Here is a 25,191-nt window from a genome sequence, read left to right on the forward strand (position 1 = left end):
ATCTTTTTGTAAGTAACGAGAACTGTTTAGCGATCGCCGAGCTCGATGCTGTAGCTGAGCAGCGACGCCATGTCGCCGACGCCGAGGATCGGCGCGGGGGCGGAGTTCTCGACCACGACGTAGTAGACGCCCTTCGGGACCGGGATCGCGAGGCGCGTGTCCTGCGCGAGCTGGCCGCCGCCGAGCACCACGCCCGGCGGCGGAGCGAGCGGCTGCGCGGTCTCGTACGCGCGACGCCAGGCCTCGCCGACGCTCCGCTCCACGACGACGTACGTGAGCTGCGGTCCCGTGACCGACGCGCGGAAGAAGAGCGAGACGCGATCGTCCTCGACGAAGAGCGGACCGAGGAACTCGCGCGACTGCGACGCGACGTTCGTGAGGTCGTTCGCGAGGAGGACGTGGCCCTTGCCCGGCTTGAACTGGCGCTTCGGCTTCGCCGGCGGCTCGAGGTGGCCGAGCGCGAAGTCGTCGCCGTCCTCCTGCCGCACGACGGTGAAGCCCTTGCCGATCTCGCTCTGCACGAGGCCGTTGCCGATCACGCTCGCGACGTTGCCGAACGGCGTCTGCGTCGCGAGGTTCACGATCGGGTTCTCGACGCCGAGCACGCGCATGTCCGGCTGCTGCGTGAAGTGGGAGAACTTGCCCCAGACGTACGTCGCGTCGTCCTCGAGGCGGAAGTCGGGGTGGTACTCGACCCCCATCGCGACGGAGAAGCCGACGCGCCGCGTGAACGGCATCACGACGTAGCCGGTGCCGGCCGCGTTCATGACGATCGCCTTCTTCGCGTCGTCGACCGTGACGTGACACTGCGAAGGGAAGAAGCGGCCGATGCTCGCCTCACCCGACTGCGCCATCTTCAGCGGCACGCCGCGCTTCAGCATCTCGGGGCAGATCTTCGACGCGCCGAAGTTCGAGAACAGCCACCACCGGAGCTCGGGGCTCGAGTTCACCACGCCGGAGCAGGGGCAGCCGACCCCGGCGACGGCGAGCACGAGGACGAGGAGCGCGAGCGCGGGACGCGTCATCTATTTCGGAGGCTCGACCGGCGCGCACGTCGAGACGCCCGCGCCCACGATGCGGAACCCCGCGTCGGGGACGACGACGCTGAGCGAGTCGTCGCTGCTCGTCTTCAGGCGCGTCACCGTCGACGTGCCGGTCGCGGCGGCGGTGTAGAACCAGAAGTCGCCGCCCCAGAACGAGAACGCCCACGAGTTCTGGGTCTGCACGCCGTTCAGGACGACGTCGTTCGAGGTGTCGCCGTTGCTCGGCTTCACCTCCGCGAACGTCGCGTTGGGAGACGTCGTGAAGAAGCCGAAGAGCTTGCCGTCGCCGGTGCCGGTGAGCTCGGCGCCGCGGCCGGAGAGCGCGCCGGAGAAGTCGCCGAGCATCGTGATCTTCATCGTGTCGAGGTTGATCTTGCCGAAGCCCTTGCCCACCGCCGCGAGGTCGCCGAGGCCGGAGATGAAGAGCGTCTCCGTCGTCGAGCCGGGGCCGCTCGTCGCGAACGCCATCCCGAACTTGAAGAAGCCGACCTGGTTCGGCTGAAACTCGGTCGGCTCGCAGTGTGCGTTCTCCGTGCTCGCCTTGAAGAGCCGGCCGTCGGTGTAGTTGATCCAGGCGGTGCCCTGGCGATCGATCGCCATCGAGTTCGGCGTCACGCCGGCGCCGATCGCGCAGTCGAGCTGGCCGACGTTGGTGAACTTCCCCGCGTTCGGCGCGAAGCTGTAGAGGGTCGTGTCCGACGAGAGCACGTAGACGAGGCGGGCGGCGTCGGAGCAGTTGTCGTCGCTCGGCGTCGTGCCGCTGCTGCTGCTGCTCTTGCCGCCGATCGAGCCGCCGCTCGACGACGAGGCGCCGGTCGATCCCGGCGGCTCGCTCGTCCCGCATCCCATCGCCGCGACGACGGCGATGCACCAAACCCGGGCGCGCATCGCCCCAAGGATACACGGCTCACGGCTTTCGCAAGAGACGATGGAGCGCGAGCGCCGCCGGCGGAAGTCGATCGCGTCCACGATGTACGAGATAGAAGGGGCGTGAGATCGGCGTCCGCTCGGCCGGCACGATCGCGAGCGCTTTCTGCGCGAGATCGCGCTCCACCGCGCGGCGGCTCAGGAGCGCGACCCCGACCCCGGCGCGGGTGTTGGCTTTTACCGCAGCGATGCTCCCGAGCTCCATCGCGACCGGGCGCTCGGGGAAGTAGCGATCGGTGAGGAGCCGCGTCGTCGTCCCGCGCGCGAGGGTCACGATCGGCGCGTTCGCCGCGCCCTCGCCCGGCGCGGCGACGAGCACGAGCTCGTCTTCGAGCCACTTCTCGCGCGCGAGGCCGGAGCGCGCCGCGCGGAGGAGGTCCGGGCTCGCGCGCGTTCGCCCCGCGCCGGGCGCGCTCACGCGCGCGAGGATCGCGAGGTCGAGGTCCCCCGCCTCGAGCGCGTCGAGCAGGTCGTCCTGGTTCGCCTCGCGGAGGAGGATCGAGACCGCGGCGTGTTTGGCGCGAAACCGCGCGAGCACGCCGGGCAGGTAATAGGTGCACGCCGTCGCGCCCGCGCCGAGGCGCACCGAGCCGGCGGTGAGCCCCATCACCTCCGCCACCGCGCGCCGTCCTTCCTCCACCGCCGCGAGCGCGGCGCGCGCGCGCGGCAACAGCGCGTCGCCCGCCGCCGTCAGCGTCGCGCCGCCCGGACCGCGATCGAAGAGCCGCGCCCCGAGCTGCGCCTCGAGGCGCTGGATCGACGCCGTCAGCGCCGGCTGCGTGACGTGGGCGTGGCGCGCGGCGGCGGTGAAGGTCCGGTACTGCGCGACGAGCGCGAAGTGGCGGAGCGGCTCGAGCACGGTCCCCGCAGCATAGGGCACGAGTCGTCGAGGGCGTAGCCGCACCCGCGCCGCTGACCATAAATAAAATCTATGGTGAACATCGTTTTATTCGATTGGATTGATGGCCGGCGCCGGGGCCACTCTATTCTGCATGACGCTCGCGTTCTTGCTCTTGGGTCTCGCGGCGGGGGTCCTCACCACCGTGGCGGGGCAGGGCGGCGGGCTCATGCTCCTGCTCGCCGTCTCCGCGCTCGTCGGCCCGCACGCCGCGCTCGCGATCACCGCGCCCGCGCTGCTCTTCGGGAACCTCCATCGCGCGGTGCTGCTCCGGCACGCGGTCCGCCGCGACGTCGCGGTTCGCCTCGCGGCCGGCGCGCTCCCCGGCGCGCTCGCGGGCGGCCTCGCGGCCGGCGTCCTCCCGGTCGGCGTCCTCCGCGGCATCATGGTCGTGCTCACGACGCTCGCGATCGCGAAGGCCCTCGGCTGGATCCGCTTCACGGTCGCGCCGCGCGCGCTCGGTCCGGCGGGCTTCGGCCTCGGGATCCTGACCGGCGCGTCGGGCGGGGCGGGGATCCTCCTCGCGCCGATCCTCCTCGCGCTCGGACTGGGCGGCCGGGCTTACGTCGCGACCTCGGCCGTGGTCGCCGTCGCGATGCACGTCGGCCGGGTGGCCGGATATGTGGGTCTCGGCTTTTTCTCACCGCAGCTCGTCGGATGGACCGTCGCCGTGACGGTCGCGATCTTCGCCGGCAACGCGCTCGGAGGCCGGGCGCAGGGCTTTCTCGAGGCGCGCGGCCGTCTCCAGGCCGTGTTCGAGTACGGAACGCTGATCGTGTGCGTCGCGCTGTCCGTCGCCGGCCTCGGCTGATATGCTGCCACCGTGATGACCCCCGCCGGCGATCCGCGGCAGCAAGCGCAGAAGCGCGTCGGGACGACGTTGAACAACAAGTACCACATCGATCGCTTGATCGACGTGGGCGGGATGGCCGCCGTCTACCAGTCGACGCACCGCAACGGAAAGCGCGTCGCGATCAAGATGCTGCATCCCTTCATCGCGACCAACGCGGACGTGCGCGAGCGCTTCCTCCGCGAGGGCTACGTCGCGAACCAGGTCGAGCACCCGGGCGCGGTGAGCATCCTCGACGACGACATGACGCAGGACGGCGCGCCGTTCCTCGTCATGGAGCTCCTCGAAGGCGAGTCGCTCGACCAGTGGATGCAGCGCACGAAGGAGCGCCTGCCGCTCGCGGACGTGCTCGCGATCGCGGACCAGACGCTCGACGTCCTCTCCGCCTTCCACGCCGTCAACGTCATCCACCGCGACATCAAGCCGGGCAACCTCTTCATCACGAAGAGCGGCCTCGTGAAGGTGCTCGACTTCGGGCTCGCGCGCCTGCGCGATCCGCGCGTCTCCGGGGCGCCGACCGCGTCGGGCATCGTCCTCGGCACCGCGTCGTACATGCCGCCCGAGCAGGCGCAGGGCAAGAGCGATCAGATCGACGCGCGCTCCGACCTCTTCGCGGTGGGCGCGGTCATGTTCCGCGCGATCACGGGGCGCCCGATCTTCGAGGGCCGCACGCCGACCGATCGTCTCTTCCAGGCGATGAAGGACCGCGCGCCGTCGCTCGCGTCGATCATCCCGGAGATGCCGCAGTTCGTGACCGCGGTCGTCGACAAGGCGCTCTCCTTCAAGAAGGAGGACCGCTTCGCGTCCGCGGCGGACATGCGGATCGCGGTCCGCTCGACGTTCGCGCAGCTGCGCGACGAGGCGGAGGTCCGGCAGACGGTCCCGACCACGTCGCAGGTCCCGGTCGACGACACCTCGCGCGAGGTCAGCGCGATCTTCGACGCGATCATGGAGCCGAGCGTCATCGTCGACCTCAGCTTCCAGACGAACGGCCCGCCGAAAAACTCGTAGCGCCAGCGTCGTTCGCGACCTCGGGGCCGATCCCGAGCGCGCGGACGTCGGCGGCGCGGACGACGTCGTCCGTCGCGCGCGCGACGAGCTTCGTCACGATCGCGGCGAGCTCCGCGTCCTCCGCCTCGAAGTCATGCTCCATCAGGAGCGCGAACGCGGCGATGTCGATGCCGGTCGGGCGGCCGTGCACGCGCAGGCCTTCGCGCGCGAGGCGATCGGCCACGATCGAGCGCAGGTCCTCCGCGCGATCGGAGAGCCCCGGCAGCTCGATCGGCTCGCTCGTCTCGAAGCGCGCCGCGAGCTCCGGCGTCAGGCGCCCCGCCTCGACGAGCGGCTCGAGCGGCGCGGTCGACGAGAGCGCGAGGACGACGTCGAGCGGCGTGGCGCGCTCCCACGGCGCGCGGCGCTCCGCGACCGCGCGCGCGACGATGAGCTGCACGTCGCGCGGGAGCGCCGCGCCGTCGACGAGGAGGAGGAGGCCGCGATCGGCGAGCGCGAGCGGGCTCGTGCGCTCGTCGTTCCAGCGCTCGACGTCGTGCTCGCGCGACGAGGTGCCGTCGACGACGACGAACGGCCCGTCCTTGCGCGGCCCGGAGAGGTGCGCGCGCGCGACGAAGGGGACCGGATCGGTCCCCGCGCGGCCGACGATCACGACCGGCGCGTCCTGCGCGACGCGGCGCTCGAGCGCCTCGTAGGCCATGCGCGAGGCGGCGGAGTAGATGCCCACCGTCGCCGGCCGCGCGAGGCGCGTCGCCGCGAGCGCGTTGCGGCCGACGTCGAGGTCGATCGTGTGGCGGAGGCGCTCCTTCTCGTCCTCCGCGCGCTCGAGCTCCCGCTTCAGGTCGAGCTCGCGCTGGAGGTGGCGGACCTTCGCGCTCTCGGCCTGCGCGACGGCGACGAACCCGTCGGCGAGGAGCTTCGCCGCGCGCGCCTCCTCGAGCGTGATCTCCTCGGTCCGCGTGCCGGCCGGCATCACGATCATCCCGTCGGGATCTTCCGTCTCCGCGATCACCGTCGCGAAGAGCGCGCCCCGCTGATCGAGCCACGCGAGGTACGGCCGCAGGTCCGCGCGCCGAACCTCGAGCGCGCGCAGCACCGACGTGCGCAGCGTCGCGTGCACCTCGCCCATCGCGACGTCGAAGATGCCGGGCGGCAGCTCCGCGCGGCGCTCCTGGAGGTAGCCCGCGGAGCTCACCGTGATCACGCGCGTCGGATGGAGGAGCCACAGCTCCGGCGACGGCGCCGCGTTCGCGCCGAGCCCGATCGCGGAGGCTTCGCGGAGGCGGAGGAGCGCGTGCGCCATCGCCGATCGCGCCTCGCGTTCGTGCGCGGCGTCGCGCGCCTCCGCGAGCGCCTCGAGGAGGATCCCCTTCTGCGGGAGGAACGGCTCCTCGAGCGAGGGCGACAGCGCGCCGACGCCGAGCGCGACGACGGCGAGCGCGAGCGCGTAAGCGGCGGCGTCGCGCATGCGCCCTTCGACCGCGATCGCGGCGAGGGCGGCGACGGGCCCGCCGAACGCGACGAGCGTGAGCGCGCGCCGCCCCTGCTGCGCGAGGACGAGCGGCGCCGGCGATCGGCACAGCCGCACGACGAGCGCGGCGGTGAGCGTGCCCGCGATCGCGAGCGCGCCGTCCGGCGTCATCCCGCGCGCGAAGGCGAGCGCGACGGCGGCGACGAGGCCGGAGAGGACGACGCCGGCGGACGTGAGCGCGCGCGGCCCGACCCCGAGCTCGAGCCGGCGCACGGCGAGCGTGAGGAGCGCGGTCGCGCCCATCGCGAAGAGCGCGAACGCGCCCGCCGCCGCGGCGACGACGCCGCCCGACGTATGGCGCGCCCACGAGAGCGCGTCGTCGAGCACGGCGACGGCCAGCGCGAGCGCGACGGCGGCTTGACCGAGGCGAACGACGGTCGTCTTCCCGAACCCCTTCGGCGCGGTCGCCTCGGCGGCGGAGGGCGCGAGCCCGACGTCGCCGTCGATCGCGCCGACGGCGCGCACGGCGGCGAGGAGGGAGAGCGCGAGCCCGATCGCGCGCGCGATAGCGGCCCAGCTCGGCCGCCCCGAGAGCGCCGCGGTCGCGAAGGCGAGCGAGGTGCCGAGGGCGCTCGCGATCCTGAGGCGCGCGGCGAGCGGCTCGGTCCCCTCCTCGACGCGACCGCCGATCCACGCGACGACGATCGCGAGCGGGAGCAGCACCCACGCCGCGGGACGCACGTCGCCGGCGCGCAGCACCGCGATGCCGACGTAGAACGCCGGAAACGCCACGAGGATCGGGAGGCGGCGCCGGGAGACCATCGATCGCGCTCGCTATAGCACAGCGCGTCTGCGGCTCGTCGGCGCGGGCCCGAGGCCGCGTTGACCCTCCTCTCGGCGGCGCTCTACGTCTGTGAGGATGCAGAGCGGGCGAAGCCGGGTCATCGTCGAAGGAGCAGCGCCGCAGGTCGACGGCGGCAGGTATCCGGCGAAGCGCGTCGTCGGCGAGCCGATCGATTGCGCCTGCGACCTCGTCTCCGACGGCCACGACGCGGTCGCGGGCCGCCTCCTCTACCGCCGCGCCGGGACGAAGGAGTGGGCGGAGGCGCCGCTCGCGCCGCGGGGCAACGATCGCTTCGGCGCGAGCTTCCTCGCGACGTCGACCGGGCGGTGGGAATTCACGTTCGAGGCGTGGATCGATCACTTTACGACGTGGGCGCGCGGCCTCGCGAAGAAGGCGGCCGCGCAGCAGGACGTGACGCTCGATCTGCTCACCGGCGCGAAGATGGTGGCCGCGGCGACGGCGCGGGCGAAGAGCCTCGTCGAGAACGAGGCGCTCTCGCGCGCGGCGGCGCTCCTCGGCGATCCGGCGATGGACCTCCACGCCCGCGTCGCGCAGGCCACGTCGCCCGAGCTCGCGCGCGTGATGGCGGACAACCCCGATCGCAGCCACGCGTCCCGCCTCGACGAGCCGCTCGCGCTCACGATCGATCCGAAGCTCGCGCGCTTCGGCGCCTGGTACGAATTCTTCCCGCGCTCCAGCGTGGGCCGCGCGTCGCTCGAGCCGCTCCGGCACCGGACGCTGCGCGAAGCGGAGGAGCGCCTGCCGTACGTCGCGGACATGGGGTTCGACGTCCTCTACCTGCCGCCGATCCACCCGATCGGCCGCGCCTACCGCAAGGGCCCGAACAACACGCTCACCGCGGGCCCCGACGACGTCGGGAGCCCGTGGGCGATCGGCGCGGCCGAGGGCGGCCACAAGGCGGTGCACCCCGAGCTCGGCACGCTCGACGATCTCCGCCGCTTCGTCGCGCGCGCGCGGTCGCTCGGGATCGAGGTCGCGCTCGACGTGGCGTTCCAGGTCTCGCCCGATCATCCCTACGTGAAGGAGCACCCGGAGTGGTTCCTGAAGCGGCCGGACGGCTCGATTCAATATGCCGAGAACCCGCCCAAGAAATACCAGGACGTTTATCCGTTCGACTTCGAGTGCGATGCGTGGGAGTCGCTCTGGACCGAGCTCACCTCGGTCGTCACGTTCTGGGCCGAGCAGGGCGTTCGCGTATTTCGCGTCGACAACCCGCATACGAAGAGCCTCCGCTTCTGGGAGCGCTGCATCGCAGAGGTCAAGGCGCAATACCCCGACACCGTCTTCCTCGCCGAGGCCTTCACGCGGCCCAAGCTGATGTACGCTCTGGCGAAGATGGGATTTTCGCAGTCCTATACCTATTTCACGTGGCGTCACACGAAGGAGGAATTCACGGAGTACCTCCGCGAGCTCACCCGGCCGCCGGTGAGCGACTTCTTCCGCCCCAACTTCTGGCCCAACACGCCGGACATCCTCCCCGAGCACCTCCAGTACGGCGGGCGTCCGGTCTTCGTGCAGCGGCTCATCCTCGCCGCGATGATGTCGGCGAGCTATGGCATCTACGGTCCGCCGTTCGAGCTGATGGAGCACGTCGCGCGCCCCGGCGCGGAGGAGTACATCGACAACGAGAAGTTCCAGCTCCGCTCCTGGGACGTCGAGCGCCCCGACTCGCTCGCCGGCCTGATCGGCAAGGTAAACCGCATTCGCCGCGAGAACCCCGCCCTCCACGACAACCGAATATCGTTCCACCACACCGACAATCCCCATCTCCTCTGCTTCGGAAAGCGGGACGCGAGCGGCGAGAACGTGGTCCTCTGCGTCGTGAACCTCGACACGAACCACACCCACGCGGGCTGGGTCGAGCTCGACCTCCCCGCCCTCGGCGTCCAGCCGCACGAGCGCTACCAGGTCCACGACCTCCTCGCCGACGCGCGCTACCAGTGGTCGGGCACTCGCAACTACGTCGAGCTGGACCCTCGGGTGACGCCGGCGCACGTCTTCCGTATTCGGAAGCACGTCCGCACCGAGCACGACTTCGAGTACTTCCTGTGAGCGCGTCGAAGATCACGCCGGAGCTCGAGGCGCGCCTCCTCGAGAGCGTCCCGCAGCGGCGCTGGTTCCGCGCGAAGTCGCGGCGGGTCACGCGCGTCCGCGTCGCCGACGCGCTGCCGCTCCCGCTCGCCCTCGACTACCGCGTCACGCTCCTTCTCCTCCGCGTCGAGCACGACGGCGGGGGCGACGACTACGTGATGGCGGTCGACGACGACGCGAACGACGTGCTCGCGCGGCCGGAGGTGTTGGCGCACCTCCTCGACCTCTTCGGCGGCCCCGTCCTCACCGGCGCGCACACCACCGTGCGCTTCGAGGCGACCCCGGGCTTCGCCGCGCGCAAGGCCGAGCCGGGCGCGGACCTGACGCCGAAGCCGGTCTCGACCGAGCAGACGAACACGAGCGTCGTCTACGGCGACAGCTTCGTCCTGAAGGTCCTGCGCCAGCTCGACGAAGGGGCGAGCCCGGACATGGAGATGAGCGAGATGCTCACGCTCGCGGGCTACGAGCACGCGCCGCCGCTCGTCGGCACGATCGTGTGCGAGCGCGCGGGGCGCGCGGCGTCGACGATGGGCCTCGTGCATCGCTTCACGCCGAACGAGGGGGAGGCGTGGACGTTCACGCTCGATGCGCTCCGCGCGCATCTCCGCGGCGAGGAGGCGGCCGACCGCTACGTCGCGCTCGCCGAGCTCCTCGGCCGCCGGGTGGGGCAGATGCACGCCGCGCTCGCGTCGCGCGCCGACGTCCCGGCCTTCGCGCCGGAGCCGCTCGACGAGGCGCGCCGCGCGGCGATGGTGGACGCCGCGAAGGCGTCGCTCGATCGCGCGGTGAAGGCGGCCTCTCTGCATCCCGAATACGCGACGAAGCTCGCGGAGGCGGCGCCGTCGATCGTGAGGCGGCTGGAGCGGTTCGTCGAGCTGCGCTCCGACCCGATCGCGACGCGGGTGCACGGCGATCTCCACCTCGGGCAGGTCCTCTTCACGGGGGACGACTTCGTCATCATCGACTTCGAGGGCGAGCCGGCGCGGCCGCTGATCGAACGAAAGATGAAGCGGTCGCCGTTCGTCGACGTCGCGGGGATGTTGCGCTCTTTCCACTACGCGGCGATGACGGGCATTCGCGAAATGCCCAATAGCGAGGAGGCCGCGCGGGCGTGGCACAAGGCGGTGCGCGGGGCGTTCCTGAAGGGCTGGGAGGCGGCGTCGCTCACGGGCGCCGACTTGCTCACCGGCGCGACGGTGCTCGATTTCGCGCTCCTCGAGAAATGCCTCTACGAAGTGAGCTACGAGGCCGACAATCGGCCCGATTGGATCGGGATCCCGCTCGAGGGGCTACTCGAGAGATGATCGGTTTTGGCGGAGGTGCGCCGCGAGGCCGGAGGTGGAGCCCCGCGCGTCGAGGGCGAGGGCGAGCGCAAATGGGATATCGAGGGCGGACTGGGTGGAGAGGCGGCGGGCGTAGAGCGACTCGAAATCGGCGGGGAGGCGCAGTGTCCAGTTGTCGGGGTGGACGAGGCCGGGGACGTTGAAGCTCTCCTCGTAGCCGAACAGGTCGCCGAAGAAGATCGAGACGTTCTCGGCGGGGCAGAGGAAGAGATCGGCGAGGAGGGCCTGCGCGAGGAAACGAGGCTCGAGGGCGAGGCGCGTTTCGTCGGCGGCGGAGAGGCGGAGGCGCGGGCCGAGGTAGGCGCGCCATTTCTCACGGCGCTCGATGGGCCAATCGCGCACGAGCGCGAAGACGGGCGGCGTGTCGTGATTGCCGATCATCGCCCAGTCCGGCGGCGCCGCGTTTTCGGTGCGGTAGCCGTCGGACGGATCGTCGAGGTTGGCCTTTTGTGTGATGCGGAATCGGCCGAGGCGGTGGCGCTCGAGCACGCAGCGGAGCGGGTGCGGGGCGGTGGAGAGCACCTCGCACGCGAGTCCCTTCGGATCGCGGCCGTTCCGGACCGCGGCGGCGACGAGGCGATCGAAGCGCGCGGCGTAGCGATCGATCTGGGATTGGTCGAGGCCGGTGACCCACTCGTCGGCGTAGCGCGGCACCGCGCGGTCGAGCTGGTCCGCGCGCGCGATCGCGAAGGGGGCGAGCGCGGGGTGGTCCGGGAGGTCGGGGGACTCGTGGAGGCGCGCGCCGGCGCGGACGGCGGCCTCGGGATCGGCGGTGCCGTGGCGGTAGACCCACGGGCAGACGAGCCCGTGGGGGTGATCGACGCGGAGGCCGTCGTACTCCGCGAACGTCTTCTCGATGCGCGCGTCGAAGAACGCGGCGCCCTCCGCGCGGGGATCGAGGACGCCGTACCCCCACGGCTGCCCCTCCGGGTTCGTGCGGCTCGGCGGCGCGCCCATCACGTAGTCGCGGAGGAAACACGACGCGCGCGCCCACGCGTCCGCGTCGGAGGTGCCGACCTGGAGGTCGGCGTAGAGCACGAGGCCGCGGCGCGCGCACGCGTCACGGAAGCGCGAATGGGCCTCGTGGGCGAGGAGCTGCGCGAACGCGTAGCGACGAACATGCGCCGCGTGCTGCGCGAGGAGCGCGCTCGGATCGCGGAGCCAGAAGCCCGCGTCGCCGTGCGCGGGCCAGTCGCGGAAGCCCTTGTCGCCGTAGCCGGCGCGGAGCGCGTCGTAGAGCGCGTCCTTCTCGAGCCACTCGCGGTGGCGCGCGAGGAAGCCGTCGACGTCCCCCGTCTCACGCGCGCGGGCGACGAGGTGGTGGAGCGCGCGGTGGGCGCGGGCGTGATCGGCGCGCGGCGACGGCGGGACGATCGCGGCGGCGAGGTCGGCGTCGTCGACGAGCCCGGCGAACGCGCGGAGCGGGAGCGAGTCGACGTTGCGCGAGAAGAAGGTGCCGTCGTAAGGGGAGGCGTTGTCGATCGAGGTCTGACCCTGCGGTCCGAGCTGGAGCCCGGTAAAGCCGAGGCCACGCGCGAAATCGAGGAAGCGCTCGGACGCACGCGAGTACGGGGTGCCGCGTCCCGCGTCCTCGTCCGGATCGGTCGGAAAGCTGACGTCGTGGATCGCGAGGAGGAAGCGACGTACACCGAGCTCGGCGAGCGCGCCATCGATCGCATGCATGACCAACATCGTGCGCCGCGATTGTAGTGCACCTCACGCGTCACGCGCTCGCACTGCGTGCGCGGGTCGCGGGCGTGACGGTGCATGCGCGGGTAGGCGGGTCGCGGGCGTGATGGCGCGTGCGCGGGTCGCGGGCGTGATGGCGCTCGCGGGTCGCGGGCGTGATGGTGCGCGTGCGCGGGGGCTGCGGGTGTGATGGCGCTTTCGCCGCCGCGGAAGGTGTGCTCCCTTCGAGGGGCGAATGGCGCGTATGCGGCGACACATCGGCTTTCCCGCGTTGCTCGCGCTCGGCGCCTCGCTCGCGCGACGGGGACCGCTCGCCGCGATCTCGCTCGGCATCTGCGCGCTCACGGTCTTCGTCGCCTGCATCGTCGCGGTCGCATACGCCACGCGCGGCGGGTCCGCGCCGGCGTATGCGGTGCCGATCGTGACGTCGAGCGCGGTCGCGTGGGGCGGGGGGATCCTCCTCGCGTTCTCCGCGTCGGCGAGCGCTCTGCGCCGCGATCGCGTCGAGGGCGTGCGCGAGCTCTTCGTCACACGGACGACCTCGCTCCGCGGCTACATCGTCGCGCGCGTCGGCGGGCTCGCGGCGCTCCTGGTCCTCGTCGTCGCCGGCGGCACCGCGCTCACCGGCACGCTCGCGGTGCTCGCGTCGCTGAAGGCCGAGGGGCTGCCGCGCACCATGCAGGCCTCCGCGGCCGCGATCGCCTACGCGGTCGGCTTCGCGGTGGTGGTTGCGCCGGTCGCGTTCGCGGCGCTCGGCGCGCGCACGCGGATGACGGGGTACCTCTTCCTCCTCGCGGTGCTGCTCTTGCCCGAGGCGATCACCTCCGCGCTCGAGGGCAGGCTCCCGACCGAGCTCCTCGAGGTCCTCACGATCCCGTCCGCGCTCGCTTCCCTGCGCGCGGCGATCGCGCCGGGCACCTCCGACGTGCTCCGCCTGCTCCGCGCGACGATCGCGCTCGTCGCCTTCGGCGCGGCGGCGCTCGTTTGGATCCGCCGCGACCTCGCGCGACTGGAGCACGAGGCATGAGCACGCCCTCGGCCTCGCCGTCCCGCGCGCCCACGCTCGCGCTCGCAGGGGTGAGCGCGAGCGGAAAGCTCGGGCTCAAGATCGATCGCGTGTCGCTCGAGGCCGAGAAGGGGAGCGTCCTCGCGATCGTCGGCGCGCCCCGCGACGGCACCGGGCTCCTTCTCGACGTCATCGACGGCACAGCGCGCCCAAAGACCGGGAGCGTGCACGCGCCCGCGCGCGTCCGCGTCGCGCGGGTCACGCTCGATGCGCCGCTACCCGATGCGCTCCGCGTCGACGAGGTATGCGCGCTGTCGTCGGCGCTCCGCGGAGGGGCGAGCGCGCCGGCTGGATCGCGCGCGTCGGCGGGAGGGGCGAACGCGTCGGCGGGAGGGGCGAGCGCGTCGGCGGGGTCGAGCGTGTCGGCGGGAGCTTCCGCCAGCGAGGTGTTGGGCGCGCTGCACCTCGAGTCGCTCGCGAAGCGCAGCGTGCGCTCGCTCTCTGTGGACGAGCGCCGCGCGGTCACGCTCGCGCTCGCGCTCGCCGCCCCGGTCGAGCTCCTGCTCGTCGAGGAGCCGCTCGCGCTCCTCGCTCCGCTCGCGACGCGGGTGGTGGTGGAGCGCCTCCGCGAGCGTGCGAAGACGGCATGCGTCGTCGTCGCCACCGCCTCTCCACGCGACGCGACGCGCGTGGGCGATCGCATCGCCGTCCTCGCCGACGGCGTGCTCACGCCGATCGAGGAGTCGAACACGGTGTCGCGCGACGCGGGCTCGCTCCGCGTCGTCGTCGCGGCCGCGCAGGGCAAGAGCGGCGCGGCCTCCCTCATCGGCGCGCTCGGCCGCGAAGACGCCGTCGTGCGCGTCGACTCCGCCGCCTTCGCCGCGGGCGAGGCGACGGTCCTCCACGTCCACGGCGACGACCTCGGCGCGCTCGCGAAGGCGGTCACGCGCGCCATCGCGGCGGCGAAGGTCGACGTCGACCTCGTCGAACCGAGCATCATGCCCCTCGACGCGATCCGCGCCCAGATCGCCGCCCACGCCGCGGAGTCACGCTCGTGATCGCGACGCTGGCGCGGGTGCATGGGGCGCGGGTGATGCGCTTTCGGAGGAGCTGGTGGACGCTCCTTGTGTGGGCGTTGCTCGCGGTTGCCGCGGCGATGGCGACGCGGAGCGGCGCTGACCAGGTGGTGCGCGGGACCTTCGGGTTCGTCGTCGTGCCGCTCCTCGCGTACGGTGCGGTCACCGCGACGCTCGGCGGCCATGGGCTCCGCGCGTCGGTGCGTCCGCTCGTCGTCCTCGGCGCCGACGCAGGCCGCGCGGCCCTCGCGGCGGTGCTCGCGTCCGCGGTGCTCGCCGCGCTCGCGTGCGCCGCCGTCGGCGCGGTGGTCTGCGTGCTCGCGCATCGCGCCGGCGACCCGCCGTTGTTGCAGGACGTCGTCGCCACCGCCGGCATCTCGCTGCTCGCCGGCGCCGCGTACGCCGCGTACTTCTGCGCAGGCTCCGCGATCGGCAAGGGCGCGATGCGCGGCGCCTTCCTCGCGATCGACTGGCTCGTAGGCTCGCAAGGCGGCTTCGGTTCGCTCTTCACACCGCGCGGCCATCTGACGAGCCTCCTCGGCGGCGCCCAGGCCTTCGAGCTCCCCGCCCGCACCAGCTCCATCGTCCTCGTCGGCCTCACCCTCCTCTATACGATCGCCGCCGTCCGCCTCGGCCGCCGCTGATTCTCCGGGCCCGACGATGCGCCTCGAACGAGTTGGATTCGACGAGGCGCATCGCTCGAGGCGATGAGAGGGACGGCTACTGATCGGCCGCGGCGTCGGTGGGGGCGCCGGCTTCCGGGCAGCCGGGGACGGTGCACTGGAGGACTCCTCCCGAGGGCGCCCACACCTGCTTGATGGCGATCTCCTGGCAAGAGACGAGCGTGCCGGTGCCCGACTTGATCGTCGTCATGCCGTCGGCGTCGAGGTCGAGGTACGTGCCGCTGCAGGGCCCCCCGTTCTTGCCGTCGTAGTCCGAGTCCGCGCAGGCCTGGGGCGAGATCGAGATGCCCGACTGGCAGAGGAAGGTGCCGTCGGCCGTTCGGCAGTCACAGCGGTTCTCCGTCTCCTCGACCTGCATGTAGCCGGTGCAGCTCGCGCTCTGGAGCCCCGTGAAGGTACCGAACTCGGTGCAGGGGCCGCCGTTCTCCGGCGAGGTCTTGCACAGCGTAATGTCCTTTAGACGGTTGACGCAGGTGCAGGTCGCGGCGGCGTCCGCATCCGCGCCACCGTCCGCGCACGTCGGCCCGCCGCAGACGACCCCCCAATCGGTGCGGGCCTTCTCGTCCGTGAGGTACTCGATCCCCACGAACGCGCACACGACCGCCGCGAGATCGGAGCTCCCCTCCCCGTAGCGCTCGAGCGCGAGCGACATCACGTTCACGGCCGCCGCCTCGATGTCGGCCCTCGGGACGAACTTCACCATCGCGTCCCACCACAGGTCCTCGGACTTCTCGATCCCGAGCGGCTGGCTCACGACGACCTGCGACCGATCGTGGGTGCCGCCGTAGGTCATCAGGTACCAGGCGTTCGAGAGGATCCCGGAGTTGATGTGCACGCCGCCGTTGTCGGCCGCGCCCGTGAACCTGTTCTGGTAGCTGTCGCGAGCGACGTAGTCCCCGCCTCCGATGACGTTGTGCTGCGCCTCCGGGTTGCTGGGGTGCGCCATGTTTCGTATCCCGCCTGGGTTGTAGGTCATGTCGGCGAACTTCTCGGGCGAGGCGCCGAAGGGATCCAGGTGGGCCTTTGCGAACATCCCGAAGATGTCGGCGAGCGCTTCGTTCACGGCACCCGACTCGCCCTGGTAGATGAGTCCGACGGACGGCGTCCGGTTCTCGATCACACCATGCATGAACTCGTGCGTGCAGAACTCGATGGAGGTGGAGAGCGGCTTCATCTTCCCGCCGCTGTGGGAGTCGCCGTCCGAAAAGTGGATCCCGACGCCGATGTCCGAGCTCGTCGTCCAGAAGCCCAACCCGCTCGTCGCACGCGTGTCGTGCACGAAGAGCTGGAACTGCGTCCCCTTGTTGTCGAAGGACTTCCAGTCGAACCGCGTGCGGAACCAATGCTCTATCTCGGCGACGTTCGCCTGCGCGCTCACGGCCGCCCCCATGCCCCCCTGCTCGATCGAACGCGGATCCCACTCATCGAGCTTCGTGGACGCGATGGCGGTCGAGCTCGGGTACGCGATCGTGATGATCCCGGCACGGTCCGCCGTTGGCGTCTGCCCGAGGCGGTAGTTGCCCGGACCTACCTCGGTGACGGTGAACTCTCGAGGCACGATGCCGATGACGTCGTAACCGCTGCCGGTCCTGTCGATGCTCGGCACCGCGTCGTAGGCCTCGAGCACGGCGCCGGTCTGCGCGTCGATGCGGTACGAGAGCTCGGTGGTGACGGTGGGCGACGAGATCCCGACGCGGAGCGCCCACGCCAGCTTGGCGCCCGCGCCCTCCGGGAAGAGCACCTGCTCGGGCGTCGGGGGCAGGGCGATCCACGAAGGGTTGAAGCCTGGGTAGCGCGTCGCGAGCTCCGCTTCGACCGCGGCGCGCGCGGCGTCGGGCGTCACGGCGGGGCTCGCCACGGCCTGCGCGGCGAGGGGATAGGTCACCCCCGTGATGGAGGTGAGCGATCGATCGGCCCGGAAGCTCACCGTCAGGACGTGACGATCCACGGGCAAGCCGCCGCCGCGCTGCTGGAAGGAGACGACGCTCCCTCCTTTGATCTCCACGGTCTCGAGGTACGCGAGGTTGGCGTTCGTGTCCTTGATCTTGAAGAGGTCCTCGTACTTCGCGAGGAACGCGCGCGCGGCCTCCTCGAGGCTCGCCTCGGGGGACGGGGCGATCGGCGTGACGGCGGTGGCGATGAGCGGTGTGTCGGTGGCCGGATCCATCGTCACGATCCACCTGGTGCCGGTCTCCCGCTCGAGCCGGCCCTTCGGATCGGCGTCCTTCGAATCGTTCACGCTTACAGTGCTGCAGCCTTCCACCACCGCCAGCGCGCCAGCGAGCGTTCCCCCCAAGAGCCACCAGAACGACTTCTTCATGTCACCTCCCTAAGCAGAACCAGGTAAGACGCCGGATCCGCCAGCGTATTCATGAACTTACTAGCGTCGCTGGGAGACGGTCGAATTTGCCGCATGATCGCGCAGTTAGCGCGGGGACTGGCACAAGGGCCAGGTGGTGCTACATCCACCTACCTAGGCTCCTCAATTTTTGATGGGCCGGGGGAGAAATCGCTCGATGCCGTCGTACCGCTCCTGGTTCGCTGCCCTTGCGCTCGCTGCTCTCGCCGCCGTCGGTCAAGGCTGCGCCGAGGAGCGCGCCCCCATCAATCGCGTCCAGCTCGGCGCGATGCCCAAGAAGTTCTTCGTCGGCGACAAGCTCGACGACTCGTCGGACGATCCGGAGTTCTACTTCCGCACCACGATCGCCGACGTGTCCGCGGGGGCCGGGTCGGACTCGCTCTTCACGTCGTCCGATGCGCAGCCGACGGTGCGGATCCGGTGGGAGATCACCGAGCACAAGATCATCGGGCGCCTCGCCTACGAGCTCATCACCAACACGGACCAGAAGGGCACCAACGGCGCGCCGCGTGGCGACGAGCCGCGGTCCGGCGGCGCCGGCGGGAAGGCCCCCGCGCGGCCGACGACGGACGGGCAGATCGTCGCCGCGTTCGCGATCGTGAAGCACTTCGACGTTCGCCGGACCTACAACGAGAGCACCGGCGAAGAGAACAACGTCATCGACGAGATCCAGTCCGATCGGCCGTGGAACCAGCGCGAGTACATCCGCATCGACTTCTCGCAGAACCTCGTCACCGACGCGTACGACCTCGACGCCGCGTCTCAGCTCGGGCTCTACGGCGGCGTGAAGTGGGACGCCACCGCGTACGAGCTCACCGATCCGAATTCGCCCGACGCGCCCGTCATCGACCTCTCCGGCGGGTACTTCGACGTCACGAACAAGAACTTCGCCGCGCCGCAGATGATCCACGACCCCGAGTGGGGCGACTTCCCGGCGTGCCTCCTCACCGGCGACTACCCGCGCATCTCGTGCAACCCGAGCGAAGTGAAGATGCGGCTCGCGTTCAAGCGCGTGACCGACACCGACTACGAGCCGGTCGACTTCGACGGCAACAAGATGGACATGTTCGGGTACTTCACGAACGACCGCTTCGGCTACGACCGCCACTACGGCGTCGTCGACGATCGCTGGCATCGCTTCGCGTCGCGCTGGAACCTGTACACGAAGTCCCACGCCGATCCCGCCGTCGCCTGCGCCACGCCCGAGACCACGCCGGAGGGGAAGAGCCCGCATCGCGACGAGGACAAAGACGGCACCGAGGACGAGTGCGCCTCGGTCGGCCGCGGCTCGCGCTGCGACGAGTTCAGCCAGGCCTGCACCATCCCGCTCCGCGATCGCGCCGTGCGCACGATCGCGTGGCACGTGAACCGCGAGTTCCCGGAGGACCTCTTCGAGGGCTCGCGCAAGGTCGTGAAGGAGTGGAGCGACGCGCTCCGCGTCGCCGTGCTCGCGGGTCGCCTCGCCGAGTGCCGGCGCACGAACGAAGACGGCTGCGAGGACACGCTCGGCTGGCCGTCGCGCTGGTCGGACGACTTCGTCCCCCCCGTCGGCGACGCGCACGAGGACGAGGTGCCCGAGGTCTTCGTCCTCTGCCACAACCCCGTCGACCCCGCGAAGGGCGACGATCCCGCGTGCGGCGAGAAGGACACGTCGCCCCGCCTCGGCGACCTCCGCTACAACCTCTACACCTTCATCACCGCGGCGCAGGCCCAGGCCCCGTGGGGCATCATGGTCGACGCGGAGGATCCGCTCACCGGCGAGAAGATCGCGGGCAGCGTGAACCAGTACGGCGTGACGCTCGACAAGGCCGCGGGCCAGCTCGCCGACCTCGTCGACCTCCTCAACGGCACCACCCCCGCGACCAAGTTCATCGAGGGGCGGGACGTCAGCGCCTGGGTCCAGATGCAGACGGCGAAGGAGCGCGCGCAGCACGGCGAGCTCACCTCCGCGGACCTCTACGGGCGCATGACCGCGTTCGACCCGAAGGTCCTCACGCCGTTCACCACCGGCAGGGCGGCGAAGTCGAAGGCCCCCGCGAAGGTGCGCCACAACGAGCGCATGAAGGCGCTCGCCGCGTCCGGCAAGCTCGGGATGGGCAACGGCGCGATCAGCCAGCGCATGACGAAGCTCCGCGGCGGCGACGTCGAGGCGAGGATGGTCACGCCCGAGGTCGCGCAGCTCTCCGGGCTCGACCCGAAGGCGGCGGTGACGAAGGCGACGATCGATCGCGCGACGCCGTTCGCCCGCACCGCGCCGCTCTTCCGCCGCGCGCTCGAGGCCCGCGCCAACGTCGGCCGCGCGCGCCGCCACGCGTGCCGGCGCGAAGGACCGGAGGCCGATCACCTCGTCGGCCTCGCGCGGAAGGCGCAGAAGCTCTTCGGCAAGCCGGATCCGAAGGACGCCGCCGCCGTCGCCGAGAACAAGGCGAAGGTCCAGCAGTGGGCGCGCGTCTCGTTCGCGAACGGCGTCTGGGCGCACGAGTTCGGGCACTCCGTCGGCCTCCGCCACAACTTCGCCGGCACCTTCGACTCCCTCAACTACGACGTCGAGTACTGGCAGCTCCGCACCAAGAACGGCACCGTCACGCGGGAGTGCCCGTCCGGCACGACCGACGGCAGCGACTGCATCGGGCCCCGCTACTCCGATCCGCTCACGGAGGAGGAGATCGACAAGGGCATCGGGCAGTACGCGACCTCGAGCGTCATGGACTACCCGGGCGACCAGCAGCTCGACATGCACCTCCTCGGCTCCTACGACCGCGCCGCCGCGCGCTTCGGCTACTCCGGCGTCGTCGACGTGTTCGCGGCGAAGGGCATGAGCGTGAAGGGCTCCGGCGCGGGCCAGGTGAAGGCCTACGAGGCGACCGACTTCATCGACGGCCCCGGCCTCTTCGGCGCGATCAGCTTCTCGCAGCCGAGCGGGGATCCGAAGTACATGCACTACTCGCGGTACGCGTCCGAGTTCGGGCTCGTGAACGACTGCAAGGCCGACCCCGACTCGCCGCTCGGCACGAAGTGCCGGGGCGCCGAGATGGATGTCGTCGATTATCGCGATCTCGAGGACTTCGCCTCGATCCCCGAATACGCGGCGTTCGCGACGGTGAAGGCGGCCGTCGACCCGAAGGGGCGCGTTCGCCGCGGCTACGTGTTCTCCTCCGACGAGTACGCCGACAGCGGCAACGTCCCGTCCTTCTCCTACGACGCCGGCGCCGATCCCTACGAGCAGGTGCGCTTCCTCGAGTCGGCGTACGAGAACCGCTACCTCCTCGACGCGTTCCGCCGCAACCGCACCCAGTTCAACTCGTGGGACGTCGTCGCGCGCACGCAGTCGCACTACCTCGACCCGATCCAGAACATCGCCAAGACGTTCGCGTTCGCGATGGTGCTCGACGTCGACGACCCCACCAAGCCGCCGCCGCAGCTCATGGCCGACGGCCACTACGGCCCGCTCGCGGCCGCCACGAGCGTCGCGTTCGACCTCTTCACGCGCATGATCACGCGCCCCGAGCCGGGCTCGTACTGCTCGACCGGCGCGGCGGACTGCTCCGGCGTCCAGCCGCCCGGGCTCTACGACTACATCTTCGTCGCCGATCCGTTCCCGCTGCCGAAGGAGACCGCCTACGCGTTCAACCTCCCGATCGGCACCGGCCGCTTCATCCACAACGACTTCGACTACGACAAGGGCTACTGGTGGTCCGACTACCAGAAGCAGGTCGGCTCGTTCTACGACAAGACCTGGGCCTTCTATTACCTGTCCGAGGCGTACGACTCCTTCATCTCGAACTCGAAGGAGGACTTCGTCGACGGCCGCTACAAGAACGTCAACTTCGCCACGATCTACCCGGAGCAGATGCGCCGCCTCTACGCGTCGCTCCTCACCGGTGACGTCGAGTCGTACGCGCCGGCCGCGCTCCCGGGCGCGGGCGACGCGCCGGGCGGTCCGATCGCGAACCTCGTCTACCCCGAGTGGCACCTCGCGAGCGGGCTCGGCAACCGCCCCGAGGCGAAGCCGAAGATCGTCGACCCCGCGTTCGGCTGGAACGAGCAGCTCTACGCGATGGTCTGGGGGACGATGCTCCTCCCCACCACCTGGGAGAACTCGTTCATCGAGGACGCGCGCATCACCGCCCTCGCGAACGAGCAGATGTCGTGGCCGGAGGACGAGACGATCGTGTTCGTCGATCCCGTCACGAGCATCACGTACCGCGCGCACTCCACCGGCACGGAGAAGATCTTCGGCGTCGACAAGGAGAAGTCGGTCGGCGCGCGCATGCTCGCGTGGGCGAACAACCTCGTCCTCGAGGCGTACGTCTGCCAGGTCGATGCCGACGGCTACTACGTCTACAACGACGACGGCACGCCGAAGCTCAAGCTGAAGAACGGCAAGGTCCAGCCGAACCCCGACTTTCCGGGCGGCGTGGCCGCGCTCCGCCGCTACGTCGCGAACATCGACGTCATGCGCCAGCTCACGTCGACGTTCCTCCGCCCGATCAACGAGGCGCTCCCCGCTCCGTGAGGACGGGCCTCGCCCTCGGCCTCGGCCTCGCGCTGATCGCGACGGCGTCACCGGCGCGCGCGGCCGATCGCGATCCGTGGCTCGCCGAGGACAAGGCGCTCCACGCGACCGTGTCGGGCGCGCTCGCGGGCGGGAGCTACGCGGTGGGCGCCGCCGTCTTCGACGCGCGCGGCCACGCGCTCCTCGCCGCCGCGGGCTTCACCCTCGCGATCGGCGCCGGCAAGGAGGCGCTCGACATGGCGGGGCTCGGGCATCCCTCGTGGAAGGACTTCGCGTGGAACGGCATCGGCACCGCGATCGGCCTCGCGCTCGCGTGGTCGATCGACCTCCTCGTCCGTGGCGTCGGTCCTCGCCGTCCCGCGCTCGTCGCGCCGCGGGCAGGGGACACCTTCGTGATCCGCTTCTGACGATCAGGCTCGGTTCGCGCCGAACGTGCGCTCGACCATGTCGATGAGCGCCGGCGCCGCCTCGAGCGCCTTCGACTCCTCGCCGCGGGCGACGAACCGCATCGCGACGGCTTCGAGCGCCGACACGACCGCGAAGATGCGGATCTCGTCCGGCGGGAGCTCGGTCCACCCGCGCGCGTGCGCGTCCACGAGGCCGTCGTGGAACAGCTTCGCGAAGCGCGCGATGACGTCGTCGTGCACGGGCTCGAACTCCGGGCCGGCGGAGCGAACGACGCGGAAGATGACGCGCGCGACGTGCGGGAACGCGGCGATGCCGCCGAGGAAGCCCATGACGCCGAGGCGCAGGCGTTCGCCCGGCTCGCCCGACGCGCCCTGCACCGCCATCTCCACCGCGCGAAACGCTCGGTTGGTCGCCTTCTGCTGGAAGACGAGGAGGCAGTCGCGGAGATCGTCGAAGTGCTCGTAGAACGTGCGGCGGCTCATGCCCGCGCGCGACACGATCGCCTCCACCGTCGCGTCCGCCCAGCCGACCTCGGCGAAGACGTGACCTGCGGCGTCGAGCAGCCGTGAGAGCTGCTCCCTCTCGCGCTCGTCCTGCGTGCGCGCGCGATCGTACTTGCCGCGCCCGGGCGCCTTCTGCGGCTCCGCCTTCGCGGGCTTCTTCTTCGCGGTGGGACGCGCCATCTCCGCGCGTCAGCTTACTTCAGAACGCGCAGCGTCCGCCGACCGCGTAGTACCCGCCGCGCTGCTGGGCGTTTCCGGCGTTGCCGAAGAGCTGGTTCGTGCCCCAGATCCAAGCGCCGCCGAGCGTCGTGTCCATCCAGAGGTAGCCGAAGTTCATGGTGCCGGCGTTCGCGGCGTGGTGCTCGAAGTCGCCCTTCCACACGAAGCGGCGCGGCTGATCGCCCGCCCACTCGAGGAGGTTGCCGGCGGAGTCGGCGATCCCGACCGCGTTGTTGCCCTTCGGGAAGCGGCCCGGCGGCGCGATCATGAACGAGGCCTCCGCGGGCTTGCCGTCGCTGCGCTTGCGGAACGTCGCGGGGAGCGGGCTCGTCTCGAAGCCGCCCTCGATGTTGAGGCGCTGCGCGGCGTCGGGCGCGTCGAGGCGCGCGAGCTCGTCGTTGCCCCACGGGTACCGCGTCTTGCCGCCGTTCGTGAAGGCGGCCTTGAGCTCCGCCGCCGTCGCGAGGTGCCCGCCGTCCCAGATGCAGAGCGCCTGGAGGAGGTGCCACGGGACGCAGTTCAGCGCTTTTTCGTCGAGGACGTCCTGCGAGAAGTCCGAGAAGTCGTCGCCGTTCTTCGGCGTCCAGAACGTGTGGCCGGTAAACGCGCCCTGCTCGCACGCCTTCTTGCCGGCGGGGCCGAGCGCGGCGTCGGCGCTCGCGCGATCGGTCGGGAGCGCGCCCTCGGCGTCCCACTTCGCGTTCCACTTCCCGGCCGGGAGGTCCTTCACGAAGCCCGCGATGTCGCCGTCGTGCGCGTCGATGAACGCGCGCATGCGGCCGGCGGTGACCATGTATTTTCCGATCTCGTGCGCGCCCTGCTTCGCGGTCGCGCAGCAGTCGTCCTTGCCGTCGGGCCCGCACGTGCTCCCGCCGTGGAGCCGCGCGCAGCTCGGCGCGCTCGCGTTCGGGTTGGGCTTCGCGTTCGTCCCGGTCTCGGTCGAGGCCTCCTTGTCGGTCGAGGCCGAGCTGGCGGTGTCGCCGGGCTCGCCGTCGGGGCTCGACCCGTTCGTGTCGACGAGGGGGATCTCGGCGCCGTCGCCGTCGCTCGGCGGGGCGCAGGCAACGAGCACGAAGGCGGCGAGGGCGGCGAGGAGGACGCGCATGCTGGAGTCCCCTGGAGCAAGCGCGGGGCCAGGCCGGCAGGCCCGGAAATGTCAGCTGATTTCGCGCCGACCGGACACGCCCGTGTTCAGCGCGTTGTATCACCGAGGATACAACGGACGAGGGCGCGGACGTCCCGGGGGTGGAGCTCGGACGGACGAGGATGGACGCCCGCGTCGGTGGGAGACCCCTCGACCGCCGCGAGCATCGGCGGGGGAACCGCGTCGATCCCCCACCGCGCGCCGAGGAGGCCGCCCACGATGCACGCGTTCGTGTCGGTGTCGCCGCCGCCGCGCAACGTCTCCGCGATCGCGTCCTCCCACGACGTCCCGGCGAGGAGGTGGCGGAACGCGTGCGTGAAGGCGATGCGCACGAAGCCGTCGAGCGGTGTGTAAGGTACATGCATTCCGGCGATCGCCTCGGCGAGCCACGCGCGCGGCTCCTCGAAGTGCGCGGGGGCGAGCGCGCGCTCGGCTTCGGCGACGGCGCCCGCGACGTCGTCCGGCGCGCGGAGGAGGTGACGGATCGCGAGGACGTACGCGACGGCGGCGCCGACGCAGGCGGGGTTGGGATGCGAGAGACGCGCGTCGGCCATCGTCGCTTCGGTCACGACGTGGACGTCGCGCGCGGCGCCCCACACCGCGAGCGGCGTCGCGCGCATCAGGCTCCCGTTCGCCTTCGACGCGGAGCAGCGCGCGTGCGCGACGACGGTCATCACGCGCGCGGCGCCGTGCTCCTCGGCTTGGGCGGCGTGCTCGTGGCGGCGGAGGCAGCCGAGCGACGCGGCGGTCGTCGCGCCGATGTCGAAGGGGTCGGAGTCGACCCAGCGCGCGTAGCGCGCGGCGGCGGCGGCGGTGGGGCGCGCGGGGGCTTCGGCGAGGGCGTGGAGGAGGCTCATCGTGAGCTCGCCGTCGTCGGTGACCTGGCCGGGCGCGACCTCCCAGGTGCCGCCGCCGGGCATCGCGAGCGCGTGCCGCACGTCGGCGTCGGTGATGTCGCGGCCGAAGAACTCGAGCACGGCGCCGGCGGCGTCGCCGGCGAGGGCGCCGAGGACGGCGCCGAGCGCGTGGGCTTCGAGCGTCGTGCTCGGATTGGCAGTCATTCGGAAATCTCTCCTCGGGGCTTTGGGG

Annotated in this window: 18 protein-coding genes; 9 read left to right on the top strand and 9 right to left on the bottom strand. The window is 71.3% G+C overall.

All coding sequences use genetic code 11. The features are described 5' to 3' along the window. Positions 1-26: 26 nt before the first annotated feature. Genes KF837_37110 through KF837_37120 form a run of 3 tightly spaced genes read right to left on the bottom strand, consistent with a single transcriptional unit; the run spans position 27 to position 2,829 of the window. A complete protein-coding gene (locus KF837_37110; GenBank protein MBX3233003.1) occupies positions 27-1,025 on the bottom strand; it encodes a hypothetical protein in 999 nt (332 codons plus the stop codon). Continuing rightward, on the bottom strand, positions 1,026-1,931 hold the full coding sequence (locus tag KF837_37115) for a hypothetical protein (protein MBX3233004.1): 906 nt from the start codon (positions 1,929-1,931) through the stop codon (positions 1,026-1,028). It abuts the gene before it with no gap. A gap of 19 nt (positions 1,932-1,950) precedes the next feature. Further along, positions 1,951-2,829, bottom strand: coding sequence for a LysR family transcriptional regulator (locus KF837_37120; protein ID MBX3233005.1), 879 nt, complete (start codon positions 2,827-2,829; stop codon positions 1,951-1,953). A 103-nt stretch (positions 2,830-2,932) separates the two neighbouring features. Between KF837_37120 and KF837_37125 the strand changes: the two genes are divergently transcribed. Together KF837_37125 and KF837_37130 are read left to right on the top strand one after the other, a co-directional pair. Continuing rightward, complete coding sequence (locus KF837_37125; GenBank protein MBX3233006.1) at positions 2,933-3,679, top strand: TSUP family transporter; 747 nt, start codon at positions 2,933-2,935, stop codon at positions 3,677-3,679. Positions 3,680-3,691: 12 nt separating this feature from the next. Next, positions 3,692-4,729: a serine/threonine protein kinase gene (locus KF837_37130; protein MBX3233007.1), complete on the top strand. Its 1,038-nt coding sequence runs from the start codon at positions 3,692-3,694 to the stop codon at positions 4,727-4,729. On the opposite strand, the gene KF837_37135 is transcribed toward KF837_37130, so the two are convergent. Then, entirely contained in the window at positions 4,692-7,022 is a 2,331-nt protein-coding gene (locus KF837_37135) for a hypothetical protein (GenBank protein ID MBX3233008.1), read from the bottom strand. The two genes, KF837_37130 and KF837_37135, sit on opposite strands and share 38 nt — an antisense overlap. Before the next feature lie 97 nt (positions 7,023-7,119). Here KF837_37135 and KF837_37140 point away from each other — a divergent pair, with 97 nt between their 5' ends. Together KF837_37140 and KF837_37145 are read left to right on the top strand one after the other, a co-directional pair. Continuing rightward, the gene (locus tag KF837_37140) at positions 7,120-9,117 is read left to right on the top strand and encodes an alpha-1,4-glucan--maltose-1-phosphate maltosyltransferase (GenBank protein ID MBX3233009.1); all 1,998 of its coding nucleotides are present in this window, start codon (positions 7,120-7,122) and stop codon (positions 9,115-9,117) included. Beyond that, positions 9,114-10,460: a phosphotransferase gene (locus KF837_37145; GenBank protein MBX3233010.1), complete on the top strand. Its 1,347-nt coding sequence runs from the start codon at positions 9,114-9,116 to the stop codon at positions 10,458-10,460. Before KF837_37140 ends, KF837_37145 begins: the two co-directional genes overlap by 4 nt. Here the strand turns inward: KF837_37145 and KF837_37150 are convergent. Then, positions 10,446-12,182, bottom strand: coding sequence for a 4-alpha-glucanotransferase (locus KF837_37150; protein MBX3233011.1), 1,737 nt, complete (start codon positions 12,180-12,182; stop codon positions 10,446-10,448). The genes KF837_37145 and KF837_37150 overlap by 15 nt on opposite strands. Positions 12,183-12,432: 250 nt before the next feature. Between KF837_37150 and KF837_37155 the strand changes: the two genes are divergently transcribed. From KF837_37155 to KF837_37165, 3 genes are all read left to right on the top strand, one after another. Further along, positions 12,433-13,215 (top strand): hypothetical protein, encoded by a 783-nt coding sequence (locus KF837_37155; GenBank protein ID MBX3233012.1) that lies wholly within the window; start codon positions 12,433-12,435, stop codon positions 13,213-13,215. Further along, complete coding sequence (locus KF837_37160) at positions 13,212-14,252, top strand: ATP-binding cassette domain-containing protein (protein MBX3233013.1); 1,041 nt, start codon at positions 13,212-13,214, stop codon at positions 14,250-14,252. Before KF837_37155 ends, KF837_37160 begins: the two co-directional genes overlap by 4 nt. A 77-nt stretch (positions 14,253-14,329) precedes the next feature. Then, complete coding sequence (locus KF837_37165) at positions 14,330-14,914, top strand: hypothetical protein (GenBank protein ID MBX3233014.1); 585 nt, start codon at positions 14,330-14,332, stop codon at positions 14,912-14,914. A 76-nt stretch (positions 14,915-14,990) separates the two neighbouring features. Here KF837_37165 and KF837_37170 read toward each other — a convergent pair whose 3' ends face one another. Further along, positions 14,991-17,273: a M4 family metallopeptidase gene (locus tag KF837_37170; GenBank protein ID MBX3233015.1), complete on the bottom strand. Its 2,283-nt coding sequence runs from the start codon at positions 17,271-17,273 to the stop codon at positions 14,991-14,993. Between the two features lie 196 nt (positions 17,274-17,469). Between KF837_37170 and KF837_37175 the strand changes: the two genes are divergently transcribed. Together KF837_37175 and KF837_37180 are read left to right on the top strand one after the other, a co-directional pair. Further along, positions 17,470-21,828 carry a hypothetical protein gene (locus tag KF837_37175; GenBank protein MBX3233016.1) on the top strand — a complete coding sequence of 1,453 codons (4,359 nt, stop codon included), beginning with the start codon at positions 17,470-17,472 and terminating at the stop codon, positions 21,826-21,828. Continuing rightward, entirely contained in the window at positions 21,825-22,235 is a 411-nt protein-coding gene (locus KF837_37180) for a hypothetical protein (GenBank protein MBX3233017.1), read from the top strand. The genes KF837_37175 and KF837_37180 overlap by 4 nt, the downstream gene beginning before the upstream one ends. A gap of 3 nt (positions 22,236-22,238) precedes the next feature. Here the strand turns inward: KF837_37180 and KF837_37185 are convergent, their stop codons facing one another. The 3 genes from KF837_37185 to KF837_37195 all read right to left on the bottom strand — a co-directional run bounded on the left by KF837_37185 (position 22,239) and on the right by KF837_37195 (position 25,163). After that, positions 22,239-22,919, bottom strand: a complete 681-nt coding sequence (locus KF837_37185) for a TetR/AcrR family transcriptional regulator (GenBank protein ID MBX3233018.1) — start codon at positions 22,917-22,919, stop codon at positions 22,239-22,241. Between the two features lie 19 nt (positions 22,920-22,938). Continuing rightward, positions 22,939-24,063 carry an SUMF1/EgtB/PvdO family nonheme iron enzyme gene (locus KF837_37190; GenBank protein ID MBX3233019.1) on the bottom strand — a complete coding sequence of 375 codons (1,125 nt, stop codon included), beginning with the start codon at positions 24,061-24,063 and terminating at the stop codon, positions 22,939-22,941. A gap of 86 nt (positions 24,064-24,149) precedes the next feature. After that, entirely contained in the window at positions 24,150-25,163 is a 1,014-nt protein-coding gene (locus KF837_37195) for an ADP-ribosylglycohydrolase family protein (GenBank protein MBX3233020.1), read from the bottom strand. Positions 25,164-25,191: the final 28 nt, after the last annotated feature.

Source organism: Labilithrix sp. (assembly GCA_019637155.1).
Taxonomy (GTDB): Bacteria; Myxococcota_A; Polyangia; order Polyangiales; family Polyangiaceae; genus Labilithrix.